Source organism: Bacillus sp. GC_Bacil_1 (assembly GCF_026540675.1).
In the GTDB taxonomy this organism is placed as follows: Bacteria; Bacillota; Bacilli; order Bacillales; family Bacillaceae_G; genus Bacillus_A; species Bacillus_A cereus.
Genome location: NZ_JALNUG010000002.1, coordinates 43,374 through 56,694 on the forward strand (window position 1 = coordinate 43,374; position 13,321 = coordinate 56,694).

A 13,321-nucleotide genomic window follows, 5' to 3' on the forward strand; every position below is an offset into this window, starting at 1 on the left:
CCTACTGCCCGCAAATAGCGGAATACATTCGAAATGAACTTTGTGTTCTCATTAACAATTTATCGTATTTAATAAGGGGAAAGAACAATACCGAAAGATAAGGGTGGTTGTTGTGATAAAAACAAAAGATGAAATTAATAAAATTGTAAAAGAAATACAAAAGAAAATAGATTTCTCTGGGGTAGTTTTAGTAAAAAAAGAAAAAGACATAATCTATGAAAAAGCAATGGGTTACGCAAACAAAAGTGAATGTATAAACAATACGATACAAACAAGATTCGGCATTGCCTCAGGATGTAAAATTTTTACTGCAATTGGAATCTGTCAACTTGTTGAAAAAGGTGTTATTTCTTTTCATACAAAATTAAAGGATTGTCTAGAGATAAAACTTCCAAACTTCGATGAAGATATTACAATACATCAACTACTAACGCATAGCTCTGGTATACCAGATTATTTTGATGAAAGTATTATGGATAACTTCGAGGATCTTTGGAAACAAACACCTATGTATCTATTAAAGAGCTTAAAAGACTTTTTACCATTATTCCAAAACAGTAATATGATGTTTGCACCTGGGAGTAAGTTTCACTACAACAACGCAGGTTTTATCATACTTGGATTAATAATAGAAGAACAGACGGGACTTAAATTTACGGAGTATATAGAAACAAACATTTTTAATTCGATTGGCATGAATGATTCTGGCTATTTTTCGTTAGATAAATTACCAAGACATACAGCTCTAGGATATATAAAGGACGAAACCAACCAAAATTGGAGAACAAACGCTTACGCTATACCAATAAAAGGAGGGGCTGATGGAGGTGCATATGTTACTGCACCAGACATGTTGAAATTTTGGGCGGCACTATTTAATAATGAAATTTTAGGAAAGGAATATACAAAGTTACTTTTAACTCCCCACATTCATGTAAATGATAAACAGTCTTACGGATATGGAATATGGATTGAAACACGAGAAAACAAGGTATTCAAATATCATGTAATGGGATATGATCCAGGCGTCAGTTTTCGCTCGGCCATATATCCAGAATTAGGAATCACTTTAGTTATTCCATCGAATAAAGAGGCAGGACCTGAAAAATTAATGACAGAAATAGAAAGAGCTTTTTAATTATATGGATATAAAAGAAGAGATACGAAAATAATTTAAACGGGTTTATGATTGTTTCTGTTCTGAAAAATATTTTAGTTAACGAGGAACCCTTTATTTAGTAAATAAAGGGTTTTATAATTTCATAAAAATATATACGATTATATAGATTTTAGAATTCAAAAACATTACTATATAGTTGTAAATTTTAATTATTCATTCATATGAAAGGGCGTGTTGACAATTTGTATATGATCAACGGTAGTTTGTTTATTATTTTAGGGGTTATTTGTTATTTAATTGCACGTGGAATATTAATTGGTACAAAAAATAAAAAACATATGATTTGGTGGAAAGAAATAATAAGTTTTTTATTTGTGGTCTATATTTGTATGGTTGTTGCAGTAACTTTATTTCCTTTACCAATCGGTTTTCCTTCTAATATTGAAAATCTGAATCGCTCGGTCAATATAATTCCATTTGCATCAATTATTAAAGACATCAATCAAATTGGTAGTGCTTATGATGGGGATGCCCTATTTATGATTGGTCTAATTGTAAGAAATGTAGGCGGGAATATTTTATTATTAATGCCTTTAGGATTTTTAGCACCAATTTTATGGGATAAATATAAAAAGTTCAAAAATACTATTTTATTGGGATTTACTATATCAGTTAGTATTGAATTGCTACAATTAATTCAGTCTTTATTTAGTGGAGTGGGACGTATTACTGATATTGATGATGTGATCTGTAATGTTATAGGTTCTATTATTGGATATTCTATTTATAATATCTTTTTAAAAGCCATTAATAAATTTAACATTCGAGTGTTGGGTAAAGCTAATTCTAAAGGTGTGGAATTAGTTGATAAATAGGAGTTTAAACGAGTTATTAAAGGCGTACGAGTAAAAAGTACGTCTTTTTATTTTTATAAATAATGCTTAAGGCTGATGAGAAATCACATTTTCCATCTTACACTTGAAAGTAGCTATCGTATTTCAAGTATGGAATGAAAAGAGGAGAATATAAATTTTAAAGATAAACAAGTTTATAGGAGGATTCTAAATGGATATTTTACTTGTTGTTCTTATTATTGTTTTGATGCAAAGTAAAGAACGAAAAGTGAAAATAAACCGTATTTGGCTCATTCCGGCTTTGTTGTGCTTTGTAACAATCCAGTCCATTATTCATATGGGACAAATAACTTTGCTGCAAGGACTACTGTTTGTTGTAATGCTTGGAATCGGCTTAGGTCTTGGAATTATACGAGGAAGAGCTTTAACATTTCGAGTAGATAGTGAAACAGGTCATGTACTACGAAAAGGAAATTGGGTAAGTACAATAATCCTTCTTATTATTTTAGGAGCAAAAATTATAATTAAACAAAGTATGTTTTCTGGTAGTACACACCAGACATTAATGGTTGTAACAAACGCCTTTTTATGTATTACATTAGGCACCGTGATTAGTAGACGTTATTATATTTGGAAAAAATATAATGAATTAACACAAAAAGCGTAAATACATTCATCCCTTGTTTAACATTGCTAAGAACGGTAATACTAATTAACATTGAACTTTTACAACAAGGGATGATAATATGATATACATTTACACAGACTTCGGCGGTACTCATACAACTTCACTTGCTGCAGCGTATCATTTAAATAAATTACCAACGGATCGTAAGTTAACGAAAGAAGAAATTTTGAATGTAGATTACTTTAATAAATTGAAAACAGAAGATATGGGAAAAATTATTTTTCATGGAATTGATGAACATGGTCATCCTGTATATACGATTGGATGTGGCGCATCAAAAGTTGTTGTACCTGCGATGAAGCATTTAGGAGAAATCTTGCAAAAACATTATCAAAGTCATGAAAAAATTATTTTTTCTAATACATCACCAACTGTACCTTTACCAATGACTTTTGGTGGTCTGTTTTCTAGAAGGTTCCATATCGATTTTATTGGCGTACCGTTACTCGTATGGGGAGCAAAAATTTGCTGTGATAATATACAAAGGCTTGTTAGTTATACAAAAGAAGCTGGAAGATTAACGAATGATTATGTTGTAATTTTAGATAATGAAACTTTTAAATAGTATATGATAAGAAGAAAATCGAGCAAATTCCTTGATTTTCTTTTTTATTTGTGAAATAGACAAGAAATAGTCACATTTAATATACATCTACTATAGCCAAAACAATAAAGTCCTGTTACTATTACAGGGATATTCTCTTTTTATAACATAAATATATAGAAAAATTAGAAAAGAGGAATTGAATTAAGGGAGGAACAACATGAAGCGTGTTGCTTGGATTACTGATAGTACAACTGCGAGTTTTAAAACAGAAGGAGATAACTTTGTTATCCCAATTGAAGTTATTATTGATGGTGTGTCGTACAAAGATTGTGAAGAAGGTGTGCGTGAGCGCGTTTATAATGCTTTGAATGAAGGTAAAACTGTCACTACATCACAGCCTAACATAGGGGAAATGGTAGATTTATTTTCGAAATGCAAAGAAGAATATGAAGAGGGATTTGCAGTTGCTATTAGCGGAAAAGTAAGTGGAACTTATCAAAACATGAAGTTAGCTGCAGAAATGGCAGGTTTCCCATTAACGGTATTGGATAGTGAAACAACAAGTTATCCAATGGATGAACTAATTAGAAAAGCGAAATCGTTATACAATGATGGTATGACGTTACAAGATATACACAAAACATTAGTAGATGAAAAAAGAAAACCTTTCCACGTATTCCCGAAAAGTTTAAAAGGCCTTTACGCAAGTGGGCGTGTAAAAGGAGTTCAATTTTTACTTGGAAGTTTATTAAGTGTTAACTTAATATTAGAAGTAAAAGGTGGAGAGCTTTTACTTGAAAAGAAAGTTCGTAAAATCCAAAAATGTCGAGAATATATTAAAAATGAACTTGAAAAAGAATTACCAAAAGTACTTCATATGTTCCATGCTAATGATAAAGATGGAGCCGAAGAATGGATTGCAGATATTAGACAAGCATTCCCTGAAATGGATTTCAAATTATATCCATTACCAATTTCATTTGCGGTTCATGCAGGTGAAGGTACAATAGCAATTAGTTATTAAAGTAAAACCCGTGAATTATTCACGGGTTTTTTATTTAATTAAAATGAAATGTGATCTCGACATATCTCCATCGAGGTTAGAAATCGATGGTCGAGTTACCTTCTCATATATAACTGTGGAATGCCTTTTTTATGACTTATCCAATTATTTCTTACAAGATTTAAGGAGGATTGAGTTGAAAATGAATTGATTAAAGTGTAAAATTACACTAAATAACACATTAGTTACTTTTGAGGGGGAAGTAAAGTGAATAAGGAGCATGCAATTGAACTTATTTCAATGAAAATAAAGTTAATACGCACTGAAAAAAGATATACACAAGATAAAATGGCTGAAGTTCTCGGCATATCAAAAAAAACGCTTGTTCAAATTGAGAAAGGGAGAACGAATGCAGGTTGGACCAACACTGTTGCTATTTGTGCATTGTTTAGAGATAGTGAAGTTTTACAGAATACTCTTGGGGATGATCCATTAGTAGTAATCGAAACAATGGCCCACAATAGCACTAACAACTTCAAAGAAAAAACATTGGGAGGAAAAGTCTGGTGGAAGCAGATTCAAGAAAAAGGGAACTTTCGCTTACAACAAAATCTAATTAGTCAGCATTATCGTATTCTAGACAGACAGGATTACCGCTGGTTTAATTCGTTTGATTTAGAAGAAACGCTAAATCAACTTAATAAATTAGCAACGAATTCAGAACATCAAATAACCAGAACTACAATGAGCGAAAATAAATAGGAGGAAATTACATATGATCATCTTGCATTTTCTTTGGATTTACTTTATGCCAATTTACTGGTTATGTGGATTTATAGGTGGAATCTATTTAATTATTGCAGGTATCAAATATCTTAAATTACTTGTAAGTGTAATGGGATTACTTTGTCTTACCCTTGTCGTGTTACCTATTGTTTGTTGGGGGACAGGGATTAATGCGGAATTTCTTCTTACACCCGTTTCCAACTTTTCACTATTCTCTTTAAGTGGGTTAATAGCAGGATTTATTGGATTGTGGTCAAAAATTAAAGGCATAAGAAATATGGGATTTACTATTTTTACTTGTGGAGTAATAGGTGCCCTATTCTATTATTTAATGTCTATACCCGATTCATACTATATAGGATAGTTTTTCAAAACTCAGTTCATTTACAAACAAAAGGATAGTGAAACAGGAAAAACATTATTTCTATTCTTTCTGTCTAACTTATTAAATAAAAAGGAGGTGCTATAGAACTGGTAGCGTTTCCTTTTTCACATGAATCATTCACCTATCAGATAGGTTGCGCTCCAGTACGTAGTAGGTAGCATATCAATAGCTAGCTATAATTTCTACATTCTCTGACTTTAAATGATAAAGGAGATGTTATCACAGTTGTTCCTGCAAAGAAAAAATGAATAGTTGTAGTAAAAACATTCTAGAATACAGAAGCTTAGGAATATTGGATATAAAATATGATAAATACGAGGCATAAGCCAGTTTACAATTTTTATGTCAACACTACAAACTTGACATGTGTGTATTTCGTTTTGCACTGTAAATCATTCATATTGAGTAATAGAATTGTAGAAATATATAATAGAATATTCGCACTAATATTTATACAGCTACAATCTATTTACATATAAGGTTATTAGGATTATATTGAAAATGAAAGAGAAAACAATAGATGGAAGGGGATGTTTTTTATGTTTAAAAAAGCAGCACTAGGGATTTCATCGTTAGCAATTACAGCGTTCGTCGGATTAGGAATGGCAACAGAAGCTTCAGCTGGACCAGCAGCACCACTTACTTCACTAAACGTCGTACAAGTAGAGTCTGAGCTAGGCGGGGTAGAAACAATTAATCAGAACAGCTTCAGCACATCGCGTAACCACGGGGGAAAATATTTATATATTACAACGAAAGAAATGGGCTATGGCCAAAACCCATTTGCTAAAATGAATGGTTCTAATGTAAAAAGTATTGATTCCACTATAATTGGCGGAAGACCAATCGTTGGCTGGTATTATAAATGGGATGCTTCTGGACACCAACAAGGAACGTTTGAGTACCAAAAGACATCTATAAATTCACCATTTAATACAATGCGTACATCAATTTATATCCAATAATCTTGAAAGCGTTCGCACATATAGAATAGTAAAAAAGGTACTTCTAGGAGTACCTTTTTTTGATTTGAATCACGTTCATCTATATTTACAATCCTGATTTCACAGCAAAAATACTTACCATAAAACAAAATCCTTAAACGTCTATAAAATTAATATGAACGCGTAGTACAAGTCCGCTACAGTTAAAGTACGTAACTTTACATATTTCAACTCAATGAAGAAGGAAGAAACTGTAGTACTTACGCCGCAGTTTTTAATTTATCCATGAACTCATAGTTTAATTTTAAGTTTTTTAGATATATAGACATAACCGTACTACCTGCTACTCTTTTTTAAAATTCAAGATTAAAAAGAGTAGCTAAACTTAAATAAGCTTAGCTTGATGGATATGTGGCGGAACTCTAAAATTAATTACATCTTTTTCATAATATAAACAATTTTATATAGGGAGATGAAAGGATTTTTTAAAATAATAAAGAAGTATGTATAAACAAATATATAAATGGTAGTGATTAGGATGAAAATCAGTAAGTTTGCAGAAGTAAATAATGTAAGTGTAGATACGATTAGACATTATATGGATCTCGGACTCGTTATTCCTGAGAAAAAAGGAAGTCACTATTTTTTTGACGAGTATTGTCAAAAGGATATAGAACTTATATTAGAGTACAAATGGATAGGGTTTAGCTTGAATGAAATTAAAGAACTGTTTCTTTATAAAAATTTAGGGAAATCCTTAGACTATGAAAAGGATATTTTTTATCAATCTTTATTTAAAGTAAAATATGAAAAGATTGAACAAGAGATAAAAACCTTAAAGGAACGAAAAGATAAATTAAAGAAAACGTTAAATAATTTATCTATAGAAACTGAAATTTCGAGTTCAATTTTAGGGGTAGATTTAAAAGTACTTCATTTATTTAAATGTGTTAAGTGTAACGGAAATTTAATTCTTGAAGATGGCATTATTAATAAAAATCAAATTGTTGAGGGGAAATTAATTTGTAATTGTGGTGAAGAATACGCGATTACTTCCGGAGTTTTAACAGCTGGAAAATTATTTGAGGTGTATAAGAGGAAATCACTTGAAGATTCTATTTCAGATTATATCCATGAAACGGATACTGCTTTTTTGGAAAATGTTCAAAGAGGAGGAGAATGGGCGAAAAAGAAACTAATGCAATTAGATTTAAATGAAAAAATACTACTTGATTTAGGGTCTGGTATTGGGTTCTTTTTACGAAATATTTATGAAGAACTACCGGAAGAGTGTTTATATATTGCTGTTGATCGAGATTTGAATAAACTTTTACTTTTAAAAGATGTAATTGAGAGAAGAAATGTGAAAAGAAATATTGTATTTATTTGTGCCGACTTTCTAAACATACCTATTCAGAATAATTCTGTTGATATTGTAATCGATCAATCAGGTACAAGTAATTATAGTTTTGAATATGAGGAGTTCTTATTGTGTGAATTAAATTCCCTTTTTAAACACAATTGTTATTTATTAAGTTCATTTATTTTATTTAATAAATTCAGCATAAATAGCCAAATTGCACCTAGACTCAGAGAGAATTTTACATCTGCAAAAGTAACAAAAGAAATCGAAAATTTACAGTTTCAATCTATTGATGAAAGTACTTCAAATTATTTGATACGAGGGGGAAGGTACGAGGATTTCTTTGTTCAAGGAGAAGAAATTTATACATATTCATTTTTCGGAAAAAGATGGGGTTAACCCCATCTTTTATTTATTTCCCCTTAAAACTTTTCAAATAGTACATATTGCTATTGGGTTGACCCAAGAACTTACAATGTACGTAACACAAAGTTAGGTAGGGGGAAAAGTGATGGGAAGTTTACGATTACATATAGAAAATAAAAAAAGAAACCAAGAACTAAGAAATATGTGTCTCTATTCATTCGGGAAAACAGTATCAATATTTGGTAGCTCTATTTATAGTTTTGCATTAGGATTATATGTTTTACATATAACCGGATCAGCATTAAATTTTGCCATTGCGCTTATTTTAGGAACTATTCCGATGATTGTTATGAATCCATTTGCTGGTGTAATTGCAGATAAAGTTGATAAAAAGAAATTGGTCATTTGTATGGATTTACTAAGCGGAAGCTTATTAATTACTGTTTATATATTTAGCAGTAATTATGGATTAGACTTATTCACCATTTATGCTACTACCTTTCTTATAACGGTATTTACAACATTTTTTGGAATAGGATTAGAAGCTGCAAAACCAAATATCGTCTCCAAAGAGAGGCTAATGAGTATTAACTCTATAAGTAAAATTATCGATTCTATATCTTTAATTCTAGGTCCTATGTTAGGTGGTATTGTTTTTGCAGTCTTTGATATTAAAATTTTTATAATTATAAACGGTATTTCATTTATCCTTTCGGCTATTTCCATATTATTTATTAACTTTAAATTGTTTGAGCAAAACATAAATGAGGAATGTTCAATTAGAAAAATTAATTTTATTGAAGATATAAAGGAGGGATACTCTTACTTAATGGAGCGGAAAAGCTTAAAAAATACGTTCAGTATTTTAATTTCACTTAATTTCTTCTTAGGGTTTGCTGTAACTGTTCCATTGCCATACATTATTAATACAGTTCTCGATCTTGGTTCTAAACAATTTGGTATGATTCAAGGGACTTTTCCAGTAGGCATGATAATTGGTGCGATTTTAGTAAAAAAGATAACCGATCGTTTTTCTTACGCTTATCTTTTGAAAAAGTTAAGCTTTATGTTGGCGGTTTTTATGATTATTTCAGGAATTCCAGTTTTATTCAAAAGTTTTGAGGTAAATGATTTTGTATACGTTATTACCTATTGTGTTGTTATGTTCTTTTTAGGACTAATTATAGTGCTTATTGATATACCTATAGCTTATTTCATGCAAAAAGAGATTCCTGATGAATATAGAGGGAGGGTTCTCAGCATTGGATTAAGTATAAGTAAAATGATGCTTCCTATAGCAATGGCGCTATCCGGTCTATTATTAAATTATATTCCAGCCTACATGATTACAATTGTAGGGGGAATCTTATATTTAATAGTAATTAAAGTTTCATCGAATTGTTTCATATTAGAAGTTCATTCGAAAGATTATAGCGCTTAGTAGATCTTAGATTATTTATATAATGGATACTGCTACATTTTTCAAGATAAGAAATGCAAATACTATAAAATGAAAAAATCGGCTGATTTCCCATGAACAATTTTGAAAAGATTACATATTCGTTTTGGAGACTACTTTAAAATTGTAGGTTGAGGGGGATGAATATCGTTCTAAATACAATAAGAAAATTTAACTTTGTTGATTGACTTTCCCCTTACAGGAAGCAGTATATTTAAAATAATTAATTACAGGAGGTGAGTGTTATGCTTTCAATTGGAGAGTTTTCAAAAATATCTCATCTTACAATGAAGACGCTGCGCTATTATGATGAAATTGGGCTTTTAAAACCAGCTTTCATAGATCCTAAGAATGGATATCGCTACTATGATATTTTCCAATTAGAAATAGCTTTATTGATTACACGATTAAAAACTTATTTATTTTCGCTGGAAGAAATTAAGGATATTTTAGAAAATCGGGAGAAAACTGAATTGCTTAACTCTAAAATGAAAACCAAACAAGAAAATCTAACACAGCAGATAACATATTATTCTTCTTTATTAAAAAAATTAAAGCGTGATATTCAACAATTAGATGAAGAGGAAAGTATCATAGGTTACTTAAATCATATTGAGATTAATCTTGTAAATCACTTAACCTATAATATATCATCTCAGCGAAAACAAATTAATACCGTTGATTTCCTAACACACTTTAATGAGTTGTTTAGTAAAATTTCATTTGAAAATTTATTACCTATTGCAAAACCACTTGCTATTTTCCATAGTTCAGAATATGTACCTGAAAATTATGATGTGGAAATTGCGATTCCCCTTGCAGAAGCCACAAATAAAACAAAAGTGTTTAATCCCGGTCTTTGCGCAATGGCTACGCTTATTGGTTCTTACGAAGAATTACCTTTTATTCATACAAAGCTACACGTTTGGATTGAAGAAAATAACTATAAACTGAATGGAGCTCCGTTTGAAGTTTATAAAACGAATCCTTATAGCACACAGGAGGAGAATAATATCATAGAAGTTTATTTTCCTATACAATGAATAAAGGAAGGAGCGTATCACAATGTATGGTATAAACCGGCCAACAATAAAAGAAAAAATATTAATTTTAGTTACTGAGATTATCTATCTAATCATTGCGTATTACTTACTTTTCATTACTTATTTCAAACCAGGCATTTCAATAGGGCTGTTTATAGCTTTAATTATCACCGCTTTACGATTAACGGCTATGATGTTTATATGGTTGCCTAGAGGGATTTCATGGCAAGAAGCCATTATGAACAGTATTGCTTTTGGAATTTATTATTTAGGTTTTCCAATCTTAATGATTACTAGTAATCAGGATCCTAATTTAATATTACTTACAATAGGTTGGATATTGTTTTTAGGAGGAAGTATGTTAAACACAGTTTCAGAGCTACTTAGAAAATCCTTTAAAGACAATCCTGTAAATCAAGGTAAGCTATATACAGGTGGTTTATTTAAATATGCGATTCATATTAATTATCTGGGGGATTGCCTTTGGGTGTTAGGTTTAGCATTTATCGCTAGCAATATTTATAGTTTATTTATACCTCTAGGCCTGTTCTTTGTATTCGTTTTTGAATATATTCCAAAATCTGATGGTTACTTACAGAAAAAGTATGAAGAACAATTTACAGTCTATAAACAGAAAACAAAAAAATTAATACCGTTTATTTGGTAAATCAGTTTCATAAATTATAAAAAGCGCAGGATCAGCATCCTGCGCTTTTCTATCGTAATTCAGCGGTTTTTCTAATGACAATCTTATCAATATCATCTTCTTCATCACCAATAAATAATCCGCGTTCTTTTAAATATGCTTCAAAATATAAATCTGCTTCAGCGCGTTCGTCATATGGCTTTACAGAGAGAACGAAACCTAATTTGTTTTGTTCTTCTAAGTGAGAAGTGGAGATGTAAGCCGGTACATTATGGCGTAAAAAGAGTTCTTTAACTGGAATAATCATATCGTTCATTAATTTCGTTAGCATACCCATTTCAAACTCGAAATTAAAGCGATCTATACTAGATAAATCAGCGAATACTACACCGATAAAACCTGTATTAAATACTTCTTGATATTCTACATCTTCATCATGGCCGCCATAAAAATTCTTTTCGATTAAATAATTTACAAAATAAGCAACGCCATCACTTTGTTCAAATGGTTTCGTTGAAAGAACAAAACCAATTTTCTTTTGTTTATGTAAATACACACATGACATGTATGCTGAAATGTTATGTTCTTTAAATAAAGCACTTGTTGCTCCAGAGAGACCATCTAGTACGTGATGAACAATTTGAAGTTTTTTACGAGCGAAATAATAGGATTTCTTTTGTAACTCCAATGTATCAATAAAGACAGAGCCGATAAAGCCTGTATTTGAAATAATAGGTGCTTGCTTTTTTCTTCCTCTGCGCTTTAATGGAGCCATTGTTAAAATCATCCCTTCATGTACGTTTAAAATAAAAAGAACGTTTGTTCGTATATTTATATTTTACTATTAAAACGCTATAAAGTAAAGGGTTTTTGATGAAAATATAACAAAAAAGACACCTTATAAAAGGTGCCTTAAACGCTGTAAGGGATAGGGTTTACCCTAACTATTTATATTATGATACAGAAACAATCTCTTCTGTATCTTCTACATCTAAATGACAGTCCATAGTACGAACATCTTGATCTTCATGACTTCCGAAATAAATAGTAATTTTCATATGTATCGCTCCTTTATTCTAGGAATACCTAAAATAATTACTAGTAATGTTAATATTTATTATATACCACTTTTTTCATTCCGACAACGTTATATCATTTTTAATTATTTTAAACTATAGAGCACAATTTAAAGAGGTACTTTTTATAGAAAATGGTAAATTTCTAATATATTATATTTAATATAGAAAAATTCGAGTGTTACTTTTTATGAAAAGGAGAACTATTGATGAATTATAAACAACTACTACTAGATAACTTTGCATTTAAAACTTCATATGTTGCACAATTTGTGCCCGGAATGAGTATAAAAAAAACGAAAGATTATATTGCTGTTGATTGTGGATTACCTGCCGATACATTTAATATCATCACTCTACTAAACAATAATTTAACGGAAGGGATCGAGAAATTATATAAAGAGGTAGAATACTATTATCAAAGAAATTTTCCAATGAGTGTTTGGTTATGGGATGAGGAGCAAGAGCGGGATATAAAAAGTGAGTTAATTAAAATCGGTTTAAAAGAAGTGGAACAGAATATTGCGATGGTAGCAGACTTAAAAACAATTTCCCCAACAATAAACATGCCAGTAAGTTTTACTATTCAACAAGCATCTTCACCTGGACAAATAAATAAATTTGGAGAAACGTTAGCTGATCTATTCGGCACATCAGAAGAAGGTATACATGTACAAGCATTCTATAATCAAATTTCTAATCTTGATATATGTAACAGTGAGAATATGAAATTATTTTTAGGGTTATATGAAGGTGAAGTCGTAACTGTTGGTTCATTGATATGTTCAAAAGATAGTATTGGTATTTATGACATAGCAACTAAAGAAGGAATGAGAGGACGAGGGTTCGGATCTGCTATGTTCAATTTCCTGCTGCAAGAAGTACATAAATTTAAAAATACGTATTGTGTATTACAAGCTTCACCCGATGGAATCAATATTTATAAAAAATCGGGATTTCAAGCTATCGGCAAAATGACTGTATTGGAAAATCGACATTTAATTGAGTAAATCATTCAAGTTAAATCGTCTTTATATAGGA

General features: G+C 30.6%; 14 protein-coding genes. 13 read left to right on the plus strand and 1 reads right to left on the minus strand.

Annotated elements, in window-relative coordinates; genetic code table 11:
- Positions 1–112: 112 nt before the first annotated feature.
- From OXT04_RS03235 to OXT04_RS03290, 12 genes are all read left to right on the plus strand, one after another.
- Positions 113–1,138, plus strand: coding sequence for a serine hydrolase domain-containing protein (locus OXT04_RS03235; RefSeq protein ID WP_141541678.1), 1,026 nt, complete (start codon positions 113–115; stop codon positions 1,136–1,138).
- A 224-nt stretch (positions 1,139–1,362) separates the two neighbouring features.
- A complete protein-coding gene (locus OXT04_RS03240) occupies positions 1,363–1,995 on the plus strand; it encodes a VanZ family protein (protein WP_267412939.1) in 633 nt (210 codons plus the stop codon).
- Between the two features lie 190 nt (positions 1,996–2,185).
- Complete coding sequence (locus OXT04_RS03245) at positions 2,186–2,641, plus strand: CcdC protein domain-containing protein (RefSeq protein ID WP_061660853.1); 456 nt, start codon at positions 2,186–2,188, stop codon at positions 2,639–2,641.
- A 79-nt stretch (positions 2,642–2,720) separates the two neighbouring features.
- Positions 2,721–3,227: a DUF3189 family protein gene (locus tag OXT04_RS03250; protein WP_000639421.1), complete on the plus strand. Its 507-nt coding sequence runs from the start codon at positions 2,721–2,723 to the stop codon at positions 3,225–3,227.
- Between the two features lie 199 nt (positions 3,228–3,426).
- Positions 3,427–4,233, plus strand: a complete 807-nt coding sequence (locus OXT04_RS03255) for a DegV family protein (RefSeq protein ID WP_061660854.1) — start codon at positions 3,427–3,429, stop codon at positions 4,231–4,233.
- A gap of 246 nt (positions 4,234–4,479) precedes the next feature.
- Positions 4,480–4,974 carry a helix-turn-helix transcriptional regulator gene (locus OXT04_RS03260; protein ID WP_001031006.1) on the plus strand — a complete coding sequence of 165 codons (495 nt, stop codon included), beginning with the start codon at positions 4,480–4,482 and terminating at the stop codon, positions 4,972–4,974.
- A 13-nt stretch (positions 4,975–4,987) separates the two neighbouring features.
- Positions 4,988–5,362 (plus strand): hypothetical protein, encoded by a 375-nt coding sequence (locus OXT04_RS03265; protein ID WP_000584709.1) that lies wholly within the window; start codon positions 4,988–4,990, stop codon positions 5,360–5,362.
- Positions 5,363–5,922: 560 nt separating this feature from the next.
- Positions 5,923–6,348, plus strand: coding sequence for a DUF4879 domain-containing protein (locus OXT04_RS03270; protein ID WP_000472917.1), 426 nt, complete (start codon positions 5,923–5,925; stop codon positions 6,346–6,348).
- A 517-nt stretch (positions 6,349–6,865) separates the two neighbouring features.
- Positions 6,866–8,089 (plus strand): MerR family transcriptional regulator, encoded by a 1,224-nt coding sequence (locus OXT04_RS03275; RefSeq protein WP_000703280.1) that lies wholly within the window; start codon positions 6,866–6,868, stop codon positions 8,087–8,089.
- A gap of 112 nt (positions 8,090–8,201) precedes the next feature.
- Positions 8,202–9,497: an MFS transporter gene (locus tag OXT04_RS03280; protein WP_267412960.1), complete on the plus strand. Its 1,296-nt coding sequence runs from the start codon at positions 8,202–8,204 to the stop codon at positions 9,495–9,497.
- Positions 9,498–9,760: 263 nt separating this feature from the next.
- Entirely contained in the window at positions 9,761–10,558 is a 798-nt protein-coding gene (locus OXT04_RS03285; RefSeq protein WP_267412962.1) for a MerR family transcriptional regulator, read from the plus strand.
- A 22-nt stretch (positions 10,559–10,580) separates the two neighbouring features.
- The gene (locus OXT04_RS03290) at positions 10,581–11,225 is read left to right on the plus strand and encodes a methyltransferase family protein (RefSeq protein WP_000274257.1); all 645 of its coding nucleotides are present in this window, start codon (positions 10,581–10,583) and stop codon (positions 11,223–11,225) included.
- A 49-nt stretch (positions 11,226–11,274) separates the two neighbouring features.
- On the opposite strand, the gene OXT04_RS03295 is transcribed toward OXT04_RS03290, so the two are convergent.
- A complete protein-coding gene (locus OXT04_RS03295) occupies positions 11,275–11,979 on the minus strand; it encodes a hypothetical protein (protein WP_267412964.1) in 705 nt (234 codons plus the stop codon).
- 510 nt (positions 11,980–12,489) lie between these two features.
- Between OXT04_RS03295 and OXT04_RS03300 the strand changes: the two genes are divergently transcribed.
- Entirely contained in the window at positions 12,490–13,290 is an 801-nt protein-coding gene (locus OXT04_RS03300) for a GNAT family N-acetyltransferase (protein ID WP_141533122.1), read from the plus strand.
- Positions 13,291–13,321 lie beyond the last annotated feature (31 nt).

Bases quoted from the DNA above. Each gene is read 5' to 3' on its own strand.
- OXT04_RS03295 (WP_267412964.1), bottom strand. From the start codon at position 11,979: ATGGCTCCATTAAAGCGCAGAGGAAGAAAAAAGCAAGCACCTATTATT.
- OXT04_RS03300 (WP_141533122.1), top strand. From the start codon at position 12,490: ATGAATTATAAACAACTACTACTAGATAACTTTGCATTTAAAACTTCA.
- OXT04_RS03275 (WP_000703280.1), top strand. From the start codon at position 6,866: ATGAAAATCAGTAAGTTTGCAGAAGTAAATAATGTAAGTGTAGATACG.
- OXT04_RS03245 (WP_061660853.1), top strand. From the start codon at position 2,186: ATGGATATTTTACTTGTTGTTCTTATTATTGTTTTGATGCAAAGTAAA.
- OXT04_RS03270 (WP_000472917.1), top strand. From the start codon at position 5,923: ATGTTTAAAAAAGCAGCACTAGGGATTTCATCGTTAGCAATTACAGCG.
- OXT04_RS03255 (WP_061660854.1), top strand. From the start codon at position 3,427: ATGAAGCGTGTTGCTTGGATTACTGATAGTACAACTGCGAGTTTTAAA.
- OXT04_RS03280 (WP_267412960.1), top strand. From the start codon at position 8,202: ATGGGAAGTTTACGATTACATATAGAAAATAAAAAAAGAAACCAAGAA.
- OXT04_RS03290 (WP_000274257.1), top strand. From the start codon at position 10,581: ATGTATGGTATAAACCGGCCAACAATAAAAGAAAAAATATTAATTTTA.
- OXT04_RS03265 (WP_000584709.1), top strand. From the start codon at position 4,988: ATGATCATCTTGCATTTTCTTTGGATTTACTTTATGCCAATTTACTGG.
- OXT04_RS03250 (WP_000639421.1), top strand. From the start codon at position 2,721: ATGATATACATTTACACAGACTTCGGCGGTACTCATACAACTTCACTT.
- OXT04_RS03285 (WP_267412962.1), top strand. From the start codon at position 9,761: ATGCTTTCAATTGGAGAGTTTTCAAAAATATCTCATCTTACAATGAAG.